Raw genomic sequence first — 22,940 nt, forward strand, 5'->3', positions numbered from 1 at the left:
TTGAGTTTTAAAGATGTTACCGAGCTGTTAGTTTGAATACAGGAAATGAATATTGAGTTATTGGTTATGAGTGAATATTTGGTAACAGTTTTAGCATTAAGAAGTTAAGAAATTAAGTTTTATCGGCTAGAATTAGTTTTATAGTATATATTAATCATCCTAAAACAGAAAAAACCCCTTACCACCAATTGGCGGCAAGGGTTTCACTAACTAAACTAACTACTATTTTAAAAATTCTATTTCAAACTGGTTTAGGAAAGGGTTTCCATCAATACCAAAATCCGCTAAAATTTTAATATTCATCCAATAAAGCATGTTTGCACTTACTGTTGCAGGTGTTAGTGCGATAGATTTCCCGGAAGCATCGGCATCTGGTGTTACGGATGGAGGAGCATCTGTTCCCATCGCTTTCCAGGTAAAAGGGCCATATAACGACATATCATATCCGCCTGGTGCCTTATTGCCCAAATAGGCATCAGTTCCTTCATTATTTTGCCAATATCCAATCAAATTGGCGTAATTGGGGTGCTTGGTGATATCTTTTAGGGCAACGTTTGCCTTTACAGTGGCTGCATCAAGTGCTGTATTAAAATAGGCAAGATCTGCCCCTTGAAAACTTAAACCTGTTCCTCCTGAAAATTGTTTATAGCCCAATGTTAATTTCTCTGGTGTTGATAAGCTTTTATGTGCGCTAATATTTATGGTTTGATTTTGAGTACCATCGGTATAAAGTGTAACCGTTCTGGTTGTGGCATTAACATATTTAACCGTCATGGTTAAGGTATGCCACGCGCCATCGAACACTATGCCTCCGGCGTTAACTTCTTGCCTACCAATACCAGAGCCATTATTAGCACCACCAAATGAAACGTTCCATTTTTTAGAATCGGTTTGAAACCACATCCATCCTGTTTGTGTGCTACCACTGATTATAGTACTTTTGGATAGGAAGCCAACATAATAATTCTCAGTATTAAATTTGGCCTGCATCTGTACGGTAAAATCTTTGGTTGCGCCTGCATCGTACAAGCCGTTATCGTTAAACACCTGTGCACCTATACCTGTACTGTTAAACAAAGGAGTGTTAAATCCCCTTTTTTTAACCTCTTCCTGCTTAAATTTTTGGTTTGATGCAATTAAAAAGCCAGGTTGCGGGTTGGTGCTGCTTCCTCCATGATTAGTGGTAACAATAACCAACCAATCTTCTGAGGCATAATTTTTCCTTGCTTTTAAGGCTGTAATGATATTGCCAACATATTCATCAGTTTTTATAATCGCATTTTTATAATTATCATTAGTGGCTATATATCCTCCGTTGGCTCCGGCAGTTTCTGCATCACGGAAATTTATCATTACCGCACCAACGTTTGCTTGTGTATTTAAAATGTTAACCGCACTATCTTTCACCCCTAAATCGGAAGATACCACAGGCGAAAAGTCTGCATTGCGGAGGTAATTGCGAAGATTAGTCCAAGGCGTTACAATTGCCGTTTTTGTGGCTTTATATTGGGTAATATAGTCGAATACATTCCTATACGATTTGATTTCTGCATGATCATCTCCATTTGGATCCCGTAAGCGTTCAAAGTTATCAGTACCGATAGAATGTTTACCATAACTTACCCCAGTGGCCATTGTAACCCATGAGGAAACATCATTACCTATTCCGCTTTTTATCACTTCAAAAGAAAATTTCCCTGTTTTTTGCAATTCCGAAATCTTTGGAGGCGCGATGGCTTTAATTTCGCTACCGGTAACACCATCAATACTAATTACTAAAACTTTGCGCTGTCCACCTACCTGTGGTTTCAATTCTTCGTAAACTGCTGGCGGATTGGCATATTTTTTACAAGCAGCAAAACCTAATATGCTTATTGCGCAAGCCCAAAAGATGATATGATTTATTTTATTGTTCGTTTTCATAATAAGCGCCATTAAGGTTTAATAAGGTTACATTCTGATAAGTTGGCATATGTAGGATTTACGCCGCTTTTAATTACCACCTTGATAAACTTTGCACTAACGTTTCCACCCGGGAAATTAAAGTTATAAACTGCAGTTGTTTGCGGTAAGGTTGTTGTACCCACACTTACAAAATTTACGTTATCGTTACTGGTAAATATTTCTACATCTTTTACAAAACCGCCACTATTATTTTGTCGTTGAGCAAAAGTTACCCCTTTAACAGCTATCGGAAGAAGCGAACCGGTACCTAAAACGATATTAATAGGATAGCCTATGGTATTTGTAGCTGTTGCTGTACCATAGTTAGAATGCCAGTAAGATGCAGCCGAAACTACACCATCAACCAGGGCAGCTGTTGTTCCATCTCCAGATTGGCTTGAACTTACCGAAACAACGGTAGTGGCATAGGTGATTGGTGCTGTTCCGCCTGTTTTATTTAAAGGATTATAAGTCCATATTGCGGTTTTTAAAGTTGGATACTTTGCAGCTACTTTTGCCACAACAGCATCGCTGATCAATATACCCCAGGCACCGAAAAATGGCGATAAATCTGTTTTAGTGTAATCAGATAGTTTTTCGTAAACAAAATTGTGCTTGGTAATGTCGTTCGTGTTTAAACGTTCAGCATGGCGGGCCTCTGTATATAAATATGTCATTGCACCGTAACCGTATTTCTCAAAAATCTGCACAAAAGGCAATGTTTTCATAAACGGAGCTTCGTCTACCGTATTTATGGCTGCGTCTGTATCGAAATTTTTGGTACCGGCAGTGCTGGCATAAGCAATTGCTTTAGGATAACCGCTTGATACCGCAGGGTGCAAAATGTTGTAATTTGCACCAATCCTGTTGGCTACTTTAAAACTGAAAAGGTTGTTTGTGGTTTCGCCAAGTGTACTCCAGCTCCAGATGCTTCCTTGCTGACAGTTATGTCCAAATTCGTGATAGGTACCCCACTGGCCTGAACTTGTAGTAATTGAATTTAAACTTGTAAAACTGGCAAACCAATACGAATCATTTAAACCCACAAAAGGAAAACCAGAGTGGCCATAGCCTAAGCTAAGCTGAATATCCAGTATACCACGCCATTGGCTTTGTGGACTTCTATCTCTAATATCGGCAGCATTATCTGATAAGCCCATCCAGGCATTGTAATCAAGATCAAAAACATCATTCCATTTTGTAAATACGGCTGTTGGATTTGTAAACGGCTCATTAGAATTAAATGTGGCAATAACCTTATCCCGAGGAATGGTGAAGATAACCCTTTTAGCCCTTAACTCTAACCAGGGAACTTGCGAGGCCTTAACTTTAGCAACCCATTCTGCATCGGTTGTTTGGCCTAAAATAAAATCTGGCGATACCACTGCACCTGTAATGGTAAAGGTAACCGGATTGGCATAGGCAAACGTAGCCAGGATGTAAATATGCCCGCCATAAAGGTTACGGATGTAGTTGACACCCGAAACCAATTGCTTTCTGTTGTAAATTACAGGATCACGCAACAATGGCGATTTACCTGCAAGATTATCGGTGTGTGCGCCTATTTGCACGCTTAAGCCATCTACGCCTGCCGGTACCACAATTTTAATCAACTCACCTGGTGCAGCATAATAACCTGTGCTATATTGTGGCGATGGCGCAACAGAGATTCTTAGGTTTTGTGCCGTTTGATCGGTAAAGTTAAGGTCTAAGGTAAGTTGAGCATCTTTTACCCTGGGTTCTGACTGATCTACCAGCCCTGGGAATACCCTTGCCTTTGCATACATCGATTTATCGATCAATTTCATATTGGTATCAATGGTACCGTCGGCCACATTTTCTGAGTTATCCGGATAACCATCGGGAACCTCATAACCGTATTTCTTACAGGCAGTAAATGCAAGCAATAAAAACAGGCCAAATATTTTTGTTAACTGATTAAATTTCATCTTATTAATATTTAAAGTTAATTCGTTGGTAATGCCACACTAGGACTATAAATTCTGCCTGCTAAGCCCCATTGGCTTGAAACGGAGATATTTAACCAGTTGTAAATAAGTAACGGAATATCAACACTGTTAGGAACAGCGGTATAAGCTGCAGGTGAAATATCAGGCGAAATATTGGGCGAAATTTCTTCAAAATTGGCAAATGCCACATTACTGCTATAAGTAAAATTATTGCCTTTACCAGATTGATCAAGCATTACAGTTCCGCTTGTTTCGTTTCCAGGCCAAAACCCAAGCAGGTTGTTAAAAAAAGGAGTACTGGGCTTAATTTGTGTACGCATAATTGCGGTAACATTGCTAGCAGATAAAGCCACATTAAATAAGGCTACATCTCTAATCAGTATATTGGTTTGGGTATTTCCATCTGTTCCAACATTTCCTCCTAGCCTGAGCGGAATGTTATTGTCGATATTTTTTCCGTTTATAGAGCCCGAATATCTCGTTAAACCGTCTACATATAAGGTGAGGGTTCTTACCGCATTTAATAAACTGATTGTAAAGGCTACGGTATGCCAGCGGCCATCACGGATATCGATGCCAAATCCAGGTCGCGGAGAACCGCCCCAATCTAACTGAGCTGAATTTGCACCAAATAAAAATCCCCATCCTGTAGAAGTAACAGAATCGAAAGGCCCTCTTTTTGCTAAAAACATTGGATAGTAATTTGCCTGTCCGTAATCATCTCTAAATTTAAACATGAAGGTATAATCACCGGCAGTACCAAAATTACCCAGTGTTGTACTGCTTTGTGTGGCTGTAACGTTTGAAGAGGTAGTGGCTACAAAACGCGGGGCGGTACCCACAAACGGATAGCTACTTGGATCGGGCTGAGTAATCTGTGTAGATAAAAACCTTGGGTTATAAAAAGCGATATAGGCATTTCTTGAAGCATCGTTAAAAATATTTGATCCAGGTGTGCCGCCAGATGGGCCGCCACCTTTATTAGAAGCAATAATAACCAGCCAGTTCTCTCCTGAATATCCCTTTCTCGCTTTTAAGGCAGCTAAAATTTCGCCAATGTAGTTATCGATATTTTTAATGGCAGCAGCATAAGCCGGTGTGCCTGCGGTATAACCATTTGCTGCACCTGCGGTTTCGGCACTGTGAAATTGGGCAACCACCACAGATGGGTTATTGGTGCTTAACTCTGTAACCACTCCTGTTTTAACAGCCTCATCATCAGCTACGGTTTGTTTTATAGTTGCATCTGCCGCCAGTTTATCATTAAAAACCGGAGTTGAAGCAATTGATACCGACCTGGAATTGCTAACAGCGCTTTTAATGCGGGTAAATATTGTTGGCGTACTTTGCAGGTTTAAACCCGAAAAATCTTCAGTAGTTACATTGTGTTTGGTATAATCGTAACCGGTTAACATTGTTGTCCAGGCTGATGCATTGGTAATAACATTATATTTGTTATCAGCCAGGCCATCATAAGTGTATGTAGCTTTGGTATTTATCTGCACCAGGTTTGTAGGTGCAAGTGTTTTAATTGCTGCACCTGTTACACCATCTAAAACGATATATAAAACCTTTTTTCCTGCCCCTAAACCCAGGGTATCGTTCCGGAAGTTTTTTGGCAGTGTATTTTCAAAATCCTTATTACAACCAGCGGCCATAAAGAATAGCCCAAATACCAGGGCTAAGCCAAAATATTTTAAGGTTGCGGTTATTGTAAATCCTTTTTTCATCTCTTATTATATTTGAAACTGTATTGATCAATTAGAAAAATTAAGGCGCAACAGGTTGTGTGGCAACGTACCATTGAAACGTAGAATATTACCCACAAAAATTACCTGCGTACCGTTAGTGATGCTGGTTTCTATCATATCGTAAATAAACCCTTGGAAACCTCCGGTATTGTTATAACCTACAGCCAGCTGTCCGTTAGCCTCCAACACCATAAAACCCTGGCGCAAATAATCGCCATACTTATTGAAAGTGCCAGCTACAATTATTTTTCCGTTGTTTAGCTGGCCAACAAAATTTGTGATGCCACCTGTTATTGGCTGTCCGTTAAAAGTGGTTACGTTAGAGCCATCGGCATTTAGCAGGTTAACGCCTGAGGCTGCTTTACCATTAAAACTTGTAAATGAACCGCCCACCACAATTTTATTGGTGGTTGCATTGTATCGAATGGAAACAATATCACTATTTGCTCCAGAGCCTGCATTAAAACTGTTATCAACACTTCCGTCAAGGTTAATTCTTACAATTCTATTGGCTTGTACCCCATTAAAGGTACTAAAACTACCCACCAGGATCAGTTTCCCATCCGTTTGCATCATTGCATCAAAAATAATTCCGTTAGCCCCTGTAGCACTTTGCCGGGTAGATTTGTTATAATGAAAGGTAGAATCCATGGAACCATCCATATTTACCCTTACCATTTGGCGCATCCGTGTATTGTCGTAAACTTTCTCATCGAAGCTTGAATTTGGCAGATACATGCGTTTGTAATTATTAAAGTTGCCAATCAGATAAACTTGTTCGTTAAAAACAAATGTTTTTCTAACCGCACCATCCACACCTGCATTAAAGGCACTTACGGTATCGCCGTTTTTATAAGTTTCTTGAGGTTTTGGATTTATTACATCTCTGAGAATTAAACTATCAAGAGATCCATTGGTATTCAACCTGGCCACATTGTTTAATGTTTGCCGGTTTGTACGCGTTGAGTTAAAACTGGTAAAACTGCCGCCAATAATGTATTTACCAGCCTGCGTTCCGGTTGGGATGCGGGTAATGGAGTAAATATACTTTTCGGCACCGCCAACTCCTTTGCCAAAACTAACCCCGCTGGTTGAGTACGCTCCGTCGCCCAAAATTTGAGCTATTCCTCCAATCGGTAATTTTTCGGTTCCTTTTAATTCAAAATCATTAAAGCCACCTCCCAGAAAAAAGTTACCCCCGGGTAATGGTTCAATATCAAATATAGCACTGGTGCCCAAACCGTTGGTATTATTTGTTGCACCGTTGATTACTTTCCAATTGGGATCGACACTTACTTTGCCACCAACTTTAACAATCGGACCGAAAAAACTTTGTCCCTGCGAGGTAATCCACATACTGCCGGTACTGGCAGTTATCGGCACCTTGAAAGTTAATGTACTGTCATTTGTAGATGCAGGTATTACTTCGGCTTCTATTTCATTTACATATACTTTAAAGTCGTTAATGTATTTGCTCAGGCCTTTTACCCTTACGCTTAAAACATCGCCAGGGTTTACCACATCTGGATCAATTGTTCTGGAAATGAAGGTAAGATCAAGCGTTTTTTTCCCGCCAGCATAGGGATCTTCAGTAAGGCCCCTCTCTTTTTGGCAAGATACAATAGCCGTTGTTAAGCCTATGGCTCCAAACAAAAACAGCTGAATTTTATATTTAATGTGAGTTAACATTTTAATTCAATTTGCGGATGAAATAATAAACCTATGGTGTTCGCGGATTAATGCCTGCGGATATCGCCTGCTCAATAAAAACATTGGTATTAAAGCCGAAATTATGTTTAAACTTATTTAATACATGTAAAACACCATTGGTGGGCTGTATATCGGAAGTGGCAATTGGAATGTTAACCAATGACACCTGCGGGTTAGACAGATCGGGAATATAAGCCAGGTACAACTGGCGGTAACCTGCATAAGCCACTCGTGAAAGCACTTCCCCTTTATCACTCAGTACCACTGCATCATTAAAAATCACCCCTAAATTCATAATCCTCCCACTATATGAAGTGTAACCCTGACCTGGGAAAGCGAGGTATGATAAGGTATCGCGCTGTGGGTAATCTTTTAAGCGGTTAGCACCTTTAAAAATGTATTGCGAAAGTATATTTTTCCATACCGCTGGTTTAATTTGCGACAACTGTGAAACGGTATCTTTTCCAGTTACCCTTAATTCGATGTTTAAGCGCCTAATCGACTTAAAAATAGATCCACTTGGTGGCGCAAAAAAGGTAATGTTCTCTTTGCTAATAACATCAGCCAAACCAGCCAGTTTGATTACAGTAAGGGTAGAATCAAAAAACGGTTTCTTTTCTTCCATGTATTGCATGATGTTGCCGTTATATTTGGCCTCATGAACCCCGGTTTCCATATAGTATTTTTTGCAGCCCGTTAAAACTGATAATACACAGATTAGTGAAAACAGCATTCTTTTATAATTTTTCATCATCATATCTATTAGTTCCAAAAATTATTACCAATTAAATTTGGGTTTGCGCTCCGCTCGGCGTCCGTAATGGTTAATGGCCATGTCCATGCGCCAGCATTAAGGTTGGCTACCGACATTGGCGAGCCTGTAAAATCGGAGCTGATTACCCTTTTTGTTCTTACCAGATCAAAATAAAACTGTCCTTCACCAATCAGCTCCCTGCACCTTTCCCTGTAAATTTCATCTTTTAAATCCTGGCCATTTTGAGTAATGAGTGGTGCATTTGCGGCAATGGTAACCCTGTTTGCAAAATCTTTGGCACCACTTTCATCACCAAGTTCGGCCAGGGCTTCGGCTGTTAATAAATAGCAATCGGGCAACCTGAAAATAATTGCGCTATCATCACTTGTTACCGATATTGCAGTACCCGAACCGGTTGTGTAGGTATTTGCGAATTTTTTAAACTGGAAAGTTCCTGATTGTGAATCGTAATTTTCGAACCAGGTGGTTATACGTGCATCAGGAGAACCCGGAGGATAAAGCTTGCGCATATAATTACTCGTATAATACATCGAACTTGATGTTTTGGTAACGTTGCCCTGGTACGGAAAGTGGGAGAAATAATAAGAATAACCTGCCGTAAGCGAAAAGCCTTCTCCATAGTTAAACTCCTGTAAAATACTGAACAGGTTTTCACTGCTTCTTCCTTTAAAAATTTTTAAGGTATTTGCAGGTGTAACAGGCAATATTTTGTAATTGCTATAAGTATCCAGTTCGGTGGCAAATGTTTTTACGGCTTCGTAATATTTTATTTTTACACCGTTATCCCAGGCGGCGGCCCACATATTTAAATGCATTAAAAGCGCAACTGCTGATGCCTTGGTAGGCCTGAAACCATTGGATGTGGCATCGTTGTAAGCAGTTGGTAAATCGGCTTTTGCTGCAGTCATATCTGCAATACACCTGTTCATTACGGTTACCTGTGAGGTTCTGCCCAATGGCGTGCTGTGATAAGCCTCTGTATAATAAACGGCATCACCAAATAACTTGCAGATAAACATATAACTGAGGTTACGTAAGAATACAGCCTCGGCCTTGTATCTCTTTTTATCAGCATCCGGTAAGCTCGATGAAGGCACCTTATCTACTTCAAAGTATAAAATGTTTGCTGCTGCAATAACATCATACCACTCTTTCCAGCTCATAATTTTCTTCATCATATCGCTAAACCTGCCACTGCTGTTAACTATAGCTCTCATGTTGTTATTGGTAAGCGAATTAAAAATGGCTGTACCATCATTGCCCAAACTAATTCCAGCAATATTATTACCCCTTATTTCCAAAGCAGGAAAAAATGCGCGATCGTTCTCATTAAAAAAAGTAGGTGTACCTGCTACTTTATCTTTTAGCCTTGCATAAATGCCGTTTGTAAATCCTTCTACATCTTCGCGTGTTTTCCAAAAATTGTTACCACTTTGTGCTTCGATGGGCGTTACATTTAAAAACTTTTTGCAACCAACCGTGGTAAATACCAGTGCGGCAAACAGGATTATATATTTTGTATTTTTCATCTGTTTAATTTTTAAAACTCAATGTTTAAACCTAATGTAAACTGGCGTGGAGAAGGATAACCCCCTGAATCATCTCTACCCAAACTGGTTACATTTTCGGGGTTAGGACCTGTGTAGCGGGTAATAAAGCCAAGATTTGCTGCTGTAGCATTAATACTTACCCTGTTCATTCCGAACTTGCTGGTGAATTTTTTATCAAAAATGTAATACACTTTAACCGAGTTTAACTTAAAATAAGAGCCATCTTCCTGAAATGCTGTTTGATTTAACCTAAAAGGATCGATAATACGTGCGCGTACAAAATCGAGCGGATTGGCATAAGTGGCATTATCACCAGCGGTGCTCCAATAGTTTAGCTGTTCTAACGGCACTAAACTGCCCAATTTATTAAAATCAGTATAATTCTGTAACTGTTTGCCCAATGGATTATTAATAATATCGCGGATCAGCGTAAAGGAAGTATTGACCTCCAAACTCCAGTTTTTCCATTGCAGGTATGACGTGAAACCTCCGGTAATTTGCGGCTGTGAATTACCTGCAATAACCCTATCATTACCATTAAGCACATAATTACCATCCAGATCGGTAAAAATCGGATCTCCTGCTTTAAAATAATTCAGGCGGCCGTTACCACCCACGCGGTAAGGCAAACCGGTATTCGGATCAACAGGAACCTGTGAATTGGTAGAATATACCCCCTTTGTATTGTACAGGTAATTGGATAACGAATTAATACCCAGGCGGTAATAAGTATCTTGTTGTAAGTCTTTATCATAATAAATGTAATCTCTTAAACCATCAGGCAATTGTGCCAAAATTTCTCTGTTGATGGCTAAATTTGCTGAGATTGTCCATTTAAAAGGGCTGTTAGGACTTAGCGGACGGGCAGTTGTTTGAAACTCCCAACCATAATTTACGTTACTGATTTCATTGGAAGCAATGCTACTAAATGAATTTGTACTCGAAATATCCTTGTATTTAAAAATATTGTCGTTTTGCTTATAATAAGTATCAAAAACAAAAGAAAAACGGTTTTGAAACAAACTAAAATCAACACCCGCATTGTAAGTAGTGGCTTTTGTAGGCTGTAAATCTAAATTTGGCAATCTGTTAAGGTCTAATATTACAGAATTTGCATTGTTATAGCGGTTCCAACCCACATATTTACCATAACCATCAAAAATACCGCCTACGGGCTGAATGTTTGAGCCATAACTTAAACGGATATCTGCATAATCAATCCATTTAATGTTTTCCATAAACTTTTCTTTGTTAAAGTTCCATTTTAAAGCGATTGATGGATTGGCAATGTACTTTGCATTTTCGCCATTGGCCGAATTGGCATCCAAACGGTAATTAAGGTCGAGTACGTATTTTTGTCTGTAGTTATAAGAAAACGCACCTGCAAAAGCAACGCTTCTCACATCAGTATAATCTATAGTTCCACCTAACGAGGTCAGGTAATCGGTCATATTGGTTAAAGGCCCTCTTAACTGATCGTTAACCCCTCTTTCGTTTAAAATGGCATCAGCCTTAAAAAAGCTCGAGTTAATTTCGGTAAAGGCAAACAAGTTAAAATTATGGGCATCTTCACCGGCAGCATCTTTTAAACTGTACACATATGAAAACTGGTTACGGTTATATAATTTGGTTGCACGATCGTTATAAGTGTAATATTTCGATTGGTTGCCATTTAATGCCGCCGGCGAAAAATTATCTTTAGTACCTGTGCTATTGGTATAGTTTAAAAATGTAGAAATCCTGAAATTCTTAAAAACTTCATACTCTGCATTGATGGTTGCAAAAGTCTGTAACGATTTATTGTCATTATCGGTTTGGAGCTGAGCCAACACACCACTTTGTGATGAAAATAATGAAGGCGAAGGCAATAAACTGGATGCCGAACCTGTAGTAGCCAAGCCACTGTTTAGCAATCCATTGCCACTACCCGTTTGTTGTTTTTGTATGGAATTTTGCAGCTGCCCAACCAATTTAAATTTAGGAGTGGGGTTATACTGCATGTTCATATTCAGGTTATACCTGGAATAGCCTGTATTTTCCTGAATCCCTGTTTCATCATAAGCACCCACACCAACCTTATAGTTAAAAGCTACATCACCACCAGAAATACTTACATTGTGTGTTTGGTTAAAGGTATTGCGGTAAAAATAAGATTGCCAGTCGGTAGAATTGTTATAGTAAGCATTCAAACTGTCAGACAAAATCGGTGAAGAATTTATCAGGTCTACAGCATGGTTATATGTAGTGTCGTTTTGCAAAATCTGCCAGATCCGCAGCTGCCTTTCTCCCTTTCCACCAATAACGCTACGCAATTGAGGCACCATCGAAAAAAATGAGGCACCATTATAACGAACCACCGGTACTTTGGAATTACCACGTTTAGTAGTAACCAAAATTACTCCATAAGCACCTCTCGATCCGTATAATGCTGTTGCAGCCGCATCTTTTAGTACCGTAAGGTCTTCAATATCTTCTGGTGGAATTTGCGAGATTGGTGATACACCAGGCCCTGCCTGCTGGAAACCGTACGAATAATTGGTATTGTCATCAACAGGAACCCCATCTATTACAAATAACGGTGATGTTGGCGTTAAAAAACTCGAACTTCCTGAACCTGATATATTAATGTTAGAAATACCACGTAAAGTTATAGAACCCCTGAAACCAGGTGCCCCTGTACTGTTCTGGATATTTAGGCCGGCAACTTTACCTTGTAAAAGCGACATTACATCACTTGCAGGCTGCCCCTGAATATCTTTACCCGATATGGTAACGGTAGATCCGGTACTTAAAGTTCTGGTTTTGGTTTGGTAACCAGCCGTAACCGTTACCTCTTTAAGGGTGGCATTATCGCCCTGTAAGGTAATATTAATTATGGTTCTGTTATTTACCTTTATGGTTTGTGAAATGTAGCTTAAATATTTAAAGGAAATTTCTGCATTTGATGCTACCGTTACCCTAAAACGTCCATCTCCATCAGTTTGGCCTAAAACCTTGCCACTGCTTAGAATACTTACGCCAGGTAAAGTTTCCTTCCTTTTCGATTCGCCATCGTAAACCGTACCCGTAACCGCAATTTGCTGTTGGGCCAAGGCGAGATTATGCAAACCAAAAATCAATAAAATTACTATCGTGTAAAAATACTTCATTGGAAATATGTTATGTTTTGATTTAGTTAGTTCCATCAGTCATTATCAAATTTTGGTTTGTCAGTTTTAAACTGGAAAATAATTTCCCAATCGCCCTCCTCATAGATTTTGAAATTTAAGGCCAGGTAACAGTGAAGTAAAACAGCACCAAATGCTTGCCTATCGAACCTGAAAACTACCCTTGCTGCACCACCATCGTTTGTGGTAAATTTAGTAGGGTATGCAGTTAGTGGAACAGGATAAGCCACATCGAATTTTACTTTTGAGGCATCTTTTACCATATTAAAACCATGTACCAGATTGCCCCAATCGGTTAAGGCAAACTTATTTGGATCGATAACCTGGGCAAGCGTATCGATAAATTTGAAACTGATGCTGTGCCCCGAATAACCAGGTAAACCTTTAGGAAGTTTATTAAACACAACCTGTACATCGCGTGATGTTAAAGATTGATTTGTTCGGGTACCAGTGATAAACAAATCTGAAGGACTAACAGAAATAGATGTTCCCTGTCCGGTTACCGGATCAAGTGGCGATGGCTCATAAGGCCGCTCACGCAGTGGACTTAACCTAAAATTCTGAAAATACTTTCTCCCTCCTGTATTAGACATTTCTACATCGAACACATAACCCGAATCTGGCTGCGCCTTAATCATATTGGAATTGGCCTCTGCCCACATCAAAAACTCACCAGAGTGAGGGCGGACTTCGAATAAGGCGTGATTCTCGATCACTCGTTTTGCCTCAATTTCGGCCAGCGACTTTTCAGTACCATCGTAAGCTGTTTTCCAAACTTTTACCGGGTACAACCTGGTAAGTTCGGGCGCAGGCTCGCCGCCAAAGGTGCGCATGTTTACAATTTTAAAATCTAGTGGCCTACTTGAGTTGCCATAGGTAAAATTGTTCGTAAATAAAGTATTGCGGCCTAATGTAGGCTGATATATAAACTGTGTGTATTGGCTATCACTGGCAATGGATAATCTGTTATCAGGTAAATTTTTCTTACATGCGGCCAATAAGAGCATCATACCTGATAGCATGAGCGCTACACTAAGAAAGTAATTTTTAGTTTTCGTCTTCATAAGGCTATTGGTCTAATCTGTAGGTAAATTCATCAAACCCGAAGTTGTGCAAGGGCGTTAAAATGTTAATGGTTGCATTATTGGTTTTAATATTAATTGCATTGGTATTTGTGGTAACCCAATTGGTTTGGATTGTAGAACCATACATATCGCTGTACTCGAGCGTGGTAGCCCCACCCCCAACAAAACCCGAAGCATTCGCTTTTACTGCTTTAATGTGCATGGGATAATTGAAACCGATGGCATTCAGCGAAATTCCATCCACTGTTGCTGCATAAGTATCTGCCGTTTTATTGCCTCGTATAATATACTTGGTAAGCATATATAATAATTGTTCAGGATCACCGGTTCTTAAATAAATAGGCGCTCTCCCCTCGGCCTTTCTGTATTGGTTTAAATATTTAACCGAAGCCGCAAAGTTTTCATTTACAGGCGCAAACAGGGTAACCTGCTGGTTGGTTAATGAATCCTTAAGAAAAGGGAAACGATCTAGCACCACCAACAGCGAATCGAAAGTATTGGGCTTCGATTTTAAATAATCCATTGCCGTTCCCTTAAAAGTTTGTACCGTATTGGTGTAATCGTAATATGGTGAGTCGCTTTTTTTGCACCCACTTAAATAAATGCCTATAACCGCTAGTAGCAATAAAAGGCTACACTTATATAATTTCTTTTTCATGATTATCTGATTGATTATTGCCAGTAAGCATTTTGGGTAACCAACGGATTTGCATTGATTACATCTTGAGATACTGGCCAGTAAATACCGCCCATACTTTCAAATTGCCTGAATGTTAGTGGTGTACCGTTTCGCTTGATAAATGTACCCTTAGGATTTTTAAGGCGGTTAAAACGTACAATATCATACCATCTCCAGCCCTCGCCCATTAATTCCCGTCGGCGTTCTTCAAAAATGGCATCTACCAAATCCTTACCCGATGCCGGATCGTAAGGATCGGTACCCCTTAAATTAGAAGCCTTGTTTAAGGCTGAAATTGCTTCATCGCGCTGGCCTAAAGCTGCGCATGCTTCTGCCCTCAGCAGGGTAACCTCTTCTATGCGGCTAAACAGCATGGTAGAACTGAACAAGGTTAAGTTACCCGAGGTTTGAGCCGTATAAATTACCTTGATTTTGTTAAAAATCGGTTGCTCAGAAGTGAAGTTGTAAAAGTAATTAGTGCGGTATAAACCATTTACCGGGTTAACGCTAAACCTTAAATCAGCTGGGTCGGTAAATATTTTAAGGATACTGTCTTTCGGTACAAACATTTCCGGCTGTGCTTTCGGTATAAATGGCGATGCCAGGGTTAACTGTTCAATATGCCCATTAGCAGTTGATAAACCATTACCGGCCTCGAAAGGGAAACCCACCAATACTGTTGCACGTTTAAAAGCGAACGGACTGTAATAGTTTACATTCTCTGTTAGCGCATCCATATCCAAATAAACAATGCCATTAGAACCGCTTCCGTTTGATCTGGTATAGTTATCGAGCACAAATTTTGTATAAGTGGCCGCATCCAGGTAATTGCCCTGCCATGCCGCAATATGGCCTAAAATGATATAAGCTGATAACCTGGTAAAAATATTTCCATTCCAGCTAGACCAACCTGCCCCATAATAAAGGCCGGGAAGTATAGGATCATCACCGCCATATTTAAAAGGTACAACCTGTGCCGCAGCCAATAACTCAGAAGTAGCAAACTGTAAAACCTTATCTTTACCCGTTCTTGGCAGTTTTACAAAATCTCCATCATGAGAAGATGTTAACAAAGGCACATCACCCCAAATCCTTACCATGTAGAAATAAGCAAATGCCCTTAATATTCTTGCTTGCGCAACATCTACATTGTTGTTTATCTGCGTATAACGCGAATCTAATGGGATAATTTGTTTTGAACGCTCAATAAACAGGCTTGCCGCATTAATTACAGCATAAAATCTGCGCCAGTTGGTTATTCTGTTAATTACAGGGTATTGTGCGTTTAACTGGCCAATAACGATTGATTTTAAATCGGCCCTGTTGGTAATTTGAAAGTCGCCCTGGCGTAAGTCGCCCATTAACCAGTGGGTATTATCTGATACGGTAGCCGAGTCGCATCAGCCCGTATACCGAAAGAAGGTTTGCCCTTGCATCTTCCAGGGTTTTCCAGTTACTTTCTTCGGTAGCTAGCCTGGTTGATTGAACATCCTCAATTTTCTTGCACGAAAAATTGCCGATACCAACCAGGCTTAGTAATAAAGCAAGCGCAACCATTCGGTAGCTGCTCATTTTATAATTAGTATATTTCATATTAATCATGGTAATATTTTATAAATCCAGTTTTAAGCCCACAACAAACGTGCGTGGGATAGTGATATTTGCGCCATCGTATATTCCATTGTAATTGATCAGTTCTGGATCAACCCCTGAAAAATCAGTAAGTGTTAACACGTTTAAGGCCGTAGCATATAAGTATGCTCTCCTTATTTTTCCACCTGCTTTTTTAAAGAGGCCCATTTTACTGAAATCATACCCCAGTGTAACCGATCTTAATTTGATGTAAGAAGCACTTTCTAAAAACAGATCCTGGTCGGTACGGTAAGCATCAACCGGACTCCATGGATTATAGATTGGATAATTTTTCTCATTATCGAACGATTGCCACGAAGAAACCTCTTTTACAGAGTTGATATCGTTACCAGCCTCGCGGTTTACAAAACCATATCGGGTGGCTTCGTATTGGTTAATTGCTTTTTGGCCCGCAGCGAAAATAAAGTTGAAGTTTAAATCGAAGTTTTTATAAGCCAGGGTATTGTTCCATCCTCCAACAAATTTTGGCAATCTGTCTCCTGTTAATATTTTATCCTTACTGTCTATCCGGTTATCATTATTATAATCAACCCATTTCGGATCGCCTGCTTTTAATGGAATGCCATTAAACGTTCTGCCTGCCGGCACCTCAGCATCACTATTGTAAATACCCTGATTGGTGTATAACCAGTAGCTTCCAACCGATTTACCCACTTCAAGTTTGTTATCATTTTGATAAATCAGTTCATTTAAGCCATCTGGCAATGCCGATAATTTGTTTTTGTTGTAATTTAGGTTCAAACCTGTACTCCAGTTCAAGCCATTTTTATGTTGTAAAACCGATCCGTTAATTAAAAGCTCAATACCTTTATTGTTGATATCCATACCTGATTTGTATTCAGTAGAATAACCTGTTTCAACTGGCACAGGCAAACCGATTACGCTGTTTTTATCTTCACGGTTATATACTGTTACCGCAGCATTGAGGCGGCTGTTTAAAAACGATGCATCTAAAGTAACACTGGTCCGATCTGCGAAAGGCAAGCTGATGTTATAACCAATAAAACCACTGTTGTATGGGCGGTTAATGCCCAATAAACCTCCATAACCCGGGATGGTTGGCTCTTCTTCCCATCCATTTTCTGAACGGTACTGAGGACCAGCGGCAAAACGGTCATCCTGAAAAATTCTTAAAGTACGCCCCCAGGAAGCGCTTAAATGAAGAGCATCTATTATTTTACTGTCTTTTAAAAATTGCTCTTTTAAACTCCAGTTGGCACTGAAAGCCGGCGTAGTTACCCAGCGGCTATCTGGCTGACCATTGGAAGCACCATCCCTCCTAATCAATGCGCTTAACGTTAATAAATTTTTATAAGCATATTTAGCGGTACCATAAAACGACATTAAGTTATTACGTTCCTTATCGATGTACCTAAATACATAGAAATTATTGTTGGTTAGTACATTCAGGTAGTCTGGATTGGGAGAGCCGGATTTCGTTGGATTTCCATCGACAAAAGATAGTTTTACATAATCATTCGGACCATTATAAGCCCTGGCGTAGTTATATTTATAAGTATCGCCCTGTAAACTTTGGCCAATTTCAAAATCTACAACATGGTTTTTATTGATATCATATTTATAGCTGATGCTGTTGTTGATGGATACCCTTTGGCTATAACCAAAATAGTTGGAGATATAACTGATACCTGCCAACAGTGTAGAGGGGATAAAATAATCTCTAACACCCTCATTGTAGTTAAACAGGCCAGTGCTTGAGATCACGAATTTATTTATTTTAGCACTTAGGGTTAAACTTCCATTTAATACGGTAGAACGGTTGTTATCTACGTTCCTGTCGTTTTGCGTTAAATAGGAAGCATACGAATCGGCATTTGGAGAGAGTGGACTACTTAAATCCGGTATATAACGTGTTTCGGCAAAACGATCGCGCAAGCTTTTATTCCGGGTACGATCTAAACGGGCCGTATTAACTGTACTTGATACGGTAAGCCATTTAAATGGCGCCATATTGATCCCAAAAAATAAATTATAGCGATCGATACCGGTATCATCGGCGTTTCCGGCATTTTTTGTACCGGAACCAAAAAACCTGAAATTCGCCCTTTCCGTGCCACCGGTAATTCCTAAATCGGCCGAAAAGGTGGGGGTATTCTGATAATATAAATCGGTCCAGTTGGATGGGCCAAAATAGGCCACGTTGGTAGAATCGCGCAGGTAAGATGCCGGGCTACCGCTTGGGTTATATTTTTGATAAAACTGGCTTCTGAAGTTATTTTCATAAACTCCGTTAACCGTATTTACCTTTGGTGCAGTTACATAGCCAAAATAAGTGTTTAAACTAATGTCCCTCAAGCCTGCTTTTGCATTTTTAGTGGTGATATAAATCGCACCATTAGCGGCGTTTGGACCGAGTTTGGCCAGCTCGAATGGATCTTTAATTACGGTAATCGACTGTATATTATTGATATCTACCTGGGATAGCAAGTTTGTTGCCGTGCCGATTCTGTTGTAATCGTATTTTTGCACATCGAAAGCAAAAGGATTATCTGCAACTAAAGGCACACCATTTAAATAGATGGCGGGCTGGAGTGCATAAATGTCTTTCTTGTTAAACAATAAACCTGATGTACCCTGAACAATAATGCTCTGCTCCGTACCAGGTTCTCCGTTTGGTTCCTGTACGTAAACCCCGGCTAAATTACCTTTGATAATTTGCTGTAGCGATAAATTAGGAACTGCAATTGCCGAACGGATATTGATAGTATCGCGTACCGTTTTAAATTTCTGTAAGGCCTTAATCATTAAACCGATGGTATCAGTTTTAACAGAATAGGCGGATGAATCTTTTTTAGATTTAATGGTATCTTGCTGAAATACAACATATTTCAAGCCAACACCCTTAATCGAAGCCTTGTTGGCATATAAAGATTGAAATCCAAAAACAGATAAAAACAAGGCGAAACAAACGCTTGTATAAATTTTAACCATTTTAATAGTTTAATTAAAGTTTAAGTGTTTAAAGAAGAAGCTCGATTTTTAAAAAGCGATAGAAAAATTAACCCGGTTTGAGTTTTTTGGGCATAGCAATGCCTGGGGACAAAGTGTAAAATTTTTGAACATGCGGTTGAAATTAGGATGATTGGTTAATCCATAGCATACAGTAATGCCATGAATGATTAGTTTTTTGTTTGCTTGTGTATTATACCTTGGTTAGGGGTTCTTTATTTATTATTTTATTATCAATTATTTTCCTGCCGGTTAACAGTTTTTTGCTCGTAATATTAAAATAAAATGTCGGCTCGTTATGATTTGGTAATGCAAGATATAGATTAAGCAAAGACGATTTTTATTTTTCTTAACGCAAACGTTTGCCTAAAAAAATGCGTTAATGATTCAATGATAGGCACATATGGTATAATCAAAGCCGAAGAAATACCTTAATTTGAATTTTTCGCCTATAGAAATTCAACTATCAAACTAAACTGTTAAGAAAACATTAAAATGACAATTGATCTTTAAGGAGAAAATCGGGATTACAATTGTTTTTTGATTTTTATTTGAACTTTAACCACAGCTTATTTACCAATACCATAATTATAAAATACAAAAAGCAGCAAATTAAGCGCAAACGTTTGTTTTTTGATCAGGCAAATGAAGAAATTTAAAAATAACACATTGATTAATAATATTTTATAAAAAAAATATTCAAGTACTGTATTTACAAAATTCTAATAAACTGGCTTTTCTAAACTTCGCTAATCAGCTACGAATCTGTCATTTTTTCTAAGGTTTGTACCATTTTTAACCTTCAGGATTACAAATTAAGGGATAAAAACCTATAAATCTCAGTGCTTTCTGTGTTTCCGTGGCAAAAAGTGATCTGTGTTGATTTGTGTATATCTGTGGTGAAAATCCTCCCACTACGCTATCATTTGCCATAAAGCTTACTTCATCAACTGAAAAAGCCATCGCGCAATGCCGCCCGCGTTACCATTTTGTCAGCCTGAGCGTAGATTTAATTCAAGATACTTTTCAGCACCGCTTCTGAAGCGGCCTCACAAAAATCAATTCCAGAATAATCGGGGTTATAACCACCAATATATGGAACTGCCATAATATAAATACGTTGATTGGCCTCCCCTTTTTTATCCACTACCTGAAAATGATCATTAATAGTGATCCCTGGCACCGTTAAGTAGTACATATTATCCTCTTCTTCCGTAACCAGGTCATTTTCCTTTAGATGCGCTTTTCCGTTTTCTGCAGATTTAAATTGCAACCTTGCCGGACTCACCGTACCCTTATTTATTAAACTTTTAAAGGGAAAATCATCAAATGAAAGATGTGGTTGCCCTATACAATCAACAAATGTATCAAAGTGAACAGTTACTTCCTCATCGTTAACCTTATAACTATAATCTGCCCCTCCAGTTTCAAGTGGCTTAACCACCGCATCATCTCCAACGGCAATTATACTCAAAACACCGGCATTGTGCAGTGCCAGTAATTCTCTGCACGAACTTTGGGGCACAAAAGCAATTACAATCGAAATTAATGGCATTAACACTTTCTGAAGCCTTTCCATATCTTCTGCCGACAAATATTTAGCAGGATAATTCATGGCGAAACTTAACACAGCCAATGCTTCTTTCCAATAAATAGATTCTCGCTTCTCGATAGATTCTGCTGCTTCATCATATTCTTTCTTAAAAAGTTCAAAAGGCTCCATTTTTTCCCTGAAACCCATCATGGCACCAACAAAGCCTTCCAGATTCATGTTTTTGATTAGTTCATAAAACGAAGGATCTTTTTTGATAAACATTGCTTTAAAATTCCTTTCGAAAACAAAATCCAAAGGCAAAAATCCGCCATTTTCAGCAATACTTTCCTGTATTTCGGCTTTGCTCAATGTTTCATCCTTACCAAGGTGCGAATCTGCTAAGTGGAACCTTATTGCGGGCAACAGGCCACTGCGAGAATGCATTACCAGTTTAAAACCTTCGCTTTCCAATTTATATGCATAAGTACCATCCTCATTGCTTTCGAAACTACCATTATGCCTGGCCAGCGTTCTTAAAGCATCAATAGCAGTTAAAGATGATCCCATGATGCCCACAGCATGGTTAAGCTTTAACGATAGTTTTTGGGGCGGATATGGCGAATCAAAATAGTTCGGAATCTTGCCTTCATATTTCTTTGGCCAGTTGTGCCCTGTACAAATTATGACCTGGTCAAAATGTTTTTCATCTTGGTTTTTAACTATTACAGCTACTTTATTTGCATCCGTAAAATCAATAATATCTTCAACAATGCAATTTAAATGAATGTTGGTTATAATTCCCTTCTTTTCAGCAGCTTCCTTTAAGAGTTGAAACTGAGCTGATAGGTATTCGCCAAAAAACAACCTTGGTAGTACTTTGTATTCGTTAAACTTTTCTTCGTTTATATCAAACTTTTCCAAAATCTCTTTTGGTGCAATTTTTACCCAATCTTCTATAGAATTAAAAATTACCGGAATTTCATTATCTGATACATTGGTAATATGCTCAACATTTGCACCTTCAGCACTATAAGGCATACCAGCTCCTAAATAATCTTTACGCTCAAAAATATCGATTTCTAAATCTGACACTTCAGATTCTGTTAATCTTTTATACATAAAAAGCCCACTCGGCCCACCTCCTATAATCGCGATTTTCTTTTTTGCTGTGTTGATATCCATTTATAAATGCTGTAAGTTCCTATACATTCAATGATACAATCGCAAAAAGTTGAAATTGTTTTGAGCGGATGGAAAATGTAAGATGGATAATGGAAATGTATGGCTCAAAATGCTGACAATAAACAGTTTTTTTGCAAAACAAAAGTATAATTGGTTTAAAAAAAATAAAACTGACCTCATTTTAAGTAAATGAACATCCTTAGCGTAACATTTTGCAATAAGAATCAAAACTAGGCCTCCGCTCACTTCTCATTAAACAATTGCGGTTAAATGAAAATTTCTAAGAACCAATTTTGATTATTGCTGTTAAGAGGTAAGTTAATGCGGTATGGATGATCAATTTCCAATATCAAACGAACCCATTAGGAGCCAGCATACATACTGGTGCTATGCCATTACACGCGATTAACCGATTTATACAATTACCGATTAACCACAAAAATGAACGATTTAAAACTATATATGATCCTGCTCGGATCAAAAGCACCTAAAAGAAACGTAGAACAGCACGATTATTTTTTTGGCATTGCCAGATCACTTAAAGAACTTGTACCCGAAATAAAAGCATTTTGGCCAGAGGCAGGAACAAGTCTGCATTTAGATGGCTGGCGCGAGGTGAATAAAGTAGATGATTATGAAATTTCTATTAAGCTGAGAGATGAAGATACGCCACGCTCGGCACATAAATTATTTTTTATCAACCTGGGAGGTTACCAATCGGGCCAATTATACGAACAACATTACATTGTATTATCCGTACACGATGAAAGGGCAAAAGCCATACAGGATGCCAAGAAAACGGTTTTTTTCAAAACGAATTCTATCAAAGGAGCCAACTCCCATATCGATGAAAAATATGGTATTGATGTAGATGATATTTATAAAATCAGAGGATATTTTGAGCGAAGAAGCCAAGTTAAAGTACCATATCGAAATAAAACCATCTTCAGCTTTACCTGAAGATGAGATT

At 38.9% G+C, this 22,940-nt stretch carries 14 protein-coding genes; 1 reads left to right on the forward strand and 13 read right to left on the reverse strand.

Annotated elements, in window-relative coordinates; genetic code table 11:
* Window positions 1-222 precede the first annotated feature (222 nt).
* The 13 genes from AC0IWE_RS11000 to AC0IWE_RS11060 form a co-directional block, all read right to left on the reverse strand.
* Window positions 223-1,923: an alkaline phosphatase family protein gene (locus AC0IWE_RS11000; RefSeq protein WP_471793093.1), complete on the reverse strand. Its 1,701-nt coding sequence runs from the start codon at window positions 1,921-1,923 to the stop codon at window positions 223-225.
* Window positions 1,924-1,934: 11 nt separating this feature from the next.
* Window positions 1,935-3,893 carry a M60 family metallopeptidase gene (locus AC0IWE_RS11005; RefSeq protein ID WP_471793094.1) on the reverse strand — a complete coding sequence of 653 codons (1,959 nt, stop codon included), beginning with the start codon at window positions 3,891-3,893 and terminating at the stop codon, window positions 1,935-1,937.
* Between the two features lie 17 nt (window positions 3,894-3,910).
* Entirely contained in the window at window positions 3,911-5,644 is a 1,734-nt protein-coding gene (locus AC0IWE_RS11010; RefSeq protein ID WP_471793095.1) for a DUF4983 domain-containing protein, read from the reverse strand.
* A gap of 27 nt (window positions 5,645-5,671) precedes the next feature.
* Entirely contained in the window at window positions 5,672-7,354 is a 1,683-nt protein-coding gene (locus tag AC0IWE_RS11015) for a DUF5008 domain-containing protein (protein WP_471793096.1), read from the reverse strand.
* A gap of 31 nt (window positions 7,355-7,385) precedes the next feature.
* Window positions 7,386-8,147: a fasciclin domain-containing protein gene (locus AC0IWE_RS11020; protein ID WP_471793097.1), complete on the reverse strand. Its 762-nt coding sequence runs from the start codon at window positions 8,145-8,147 to the stop codon at window positions 7,386-7,388.
* Window positions 8,138-9,679 (reverse strand): RagB/SusD family nutrient uptake outer membrane protein, encoded by a 1,542-nt coding sequence (locus AC0IWE_RS11025; RefSeq protein ID WP_471793098.1) that lies wholly within the window; start codon window positions 9,677-9,679, stop codon window positions 8,138-8,140. Before AC0IWE_RS11025 ends, AC0IWE_RS11020 begins: the two co-directional genes overlap by 10 nt.
* Before the next feature lie 11 nt (window positions 9,680-9,690).
* Window positions 9,691-12,849 carry a SusC/RagA family TonB-linked outer membrane protein gene (locus tag AC0IWE_RS11030; protein ID WP_471793099.1) on the reverse strand — a complete coding sequence of 1,053 codons (3,159 nt, stop codon included), beginning with the start codon at window positions 12,847-12,849 and terminating at the stop codon, window positions 9,691-9,693.
* Window positions 12,850-12,884: 35 nt separating this feature from the next.
* The gene (locus tag AC0IWE_RS11035; RefSeq protein ID WP_082458617.1) at window positions 12,885-13,931 is read right to left on the reverse strand and encodes a DUF5007 domain-containing protein; all 1,047 of its coding nucleotides are present in this window, start codon (window positions 13,929-13,931) and stop codon (window positions 12,885-12,887) included.
* Window positions 13,932-13,935: 4 nt separating this feature from the next.
* Complete coding sequence (locus AC0IWE_RS11040) at window positions 13,936-14,610, reverse strand: hypothetical protein (RefSeq protein ID WP_463493569.1); 675 nt, start codon at window positions 14,608-14,610, stop codon at window positions 13,936-13,938.
* A gap of 14 nt (window positions 14,611-14,624) precedes the next feature.
* On the reverse strand, window positions 14,625-15,992 hold the full coding sequence (locus AC0IWE_RS11045) for a RagB/SusD family nutrient uptake outer membrane protein (protein ID WP_471793100.1): 1,368 nt from the start codon (window positions 15,990-15,992) through the stop codon (window positions 14,625-14,627).
* A 13-nt stretch (window positions 15,993-16,005) separates the two neighbouring features.
* The gene (locus AC0IWE_RS11050; protein ID WP_471793101.1) at window positions 16,006-16,224 is read right to left on the reverse strand and encodes a hypothetical protein; all 219 of its coding nucleotides are present in this window, start codon (window positions 16,222-16,224) and stop codon (window positions 16,006-16,008) included.
* Between the two features lie 18 nt (window positions 16,225-16,242).
* Complete coding sequence (locus tag AC0IWE_RS11055) at window positions 16,243-19,236, reverse strand: SusC/RagA family TonB-linked outer membrane protein (protein ID WP_055903607.1); 2,994 nt, start codon at window positions 19,234-19,236, stop codon at window positions 16,243-16,245.
* 1,027 nt (window positions 19,237-20,263) lie between these two features.
* Window positions 20,264-21,970 carry an FAD/NAD(P)-binding protein gene (locus AC0IWE_RS11060; RefSeq protein ID WP_471793102.1) on the reverse strand — a complete coding sequence of 569 codons (1,707 nt, stop codon included), beginning with the start codon at window positions 21,968-21,970 and terminating at the stop codon, window positions 20,264-20,266.
* 441 nt (window positions 21,971-22,411) lie between these two features.
* On the opposite strand from AC0IWE_RS11060, the gene AC0IWE_RS11065 reads away from it, so the two are divergent.
* Window positions 22,412-22,930 (forward strand): DUF1543 domain-containing protein, encoded by a 519-nt coding sequence (locus tag AC0IWE_RS11065; RefSeq protein ID WP_471793103.1) that lies wholly within the window; start codon window positions 22,412-22,414, stop codon window positions 22,928-22,930.
* Window positions 22,931-22,940 lie beyond the last annotated feature (10 nt).

It is taken from the genome of Pedobacter sp. AC402 (genome assembly GCF_979252805.1).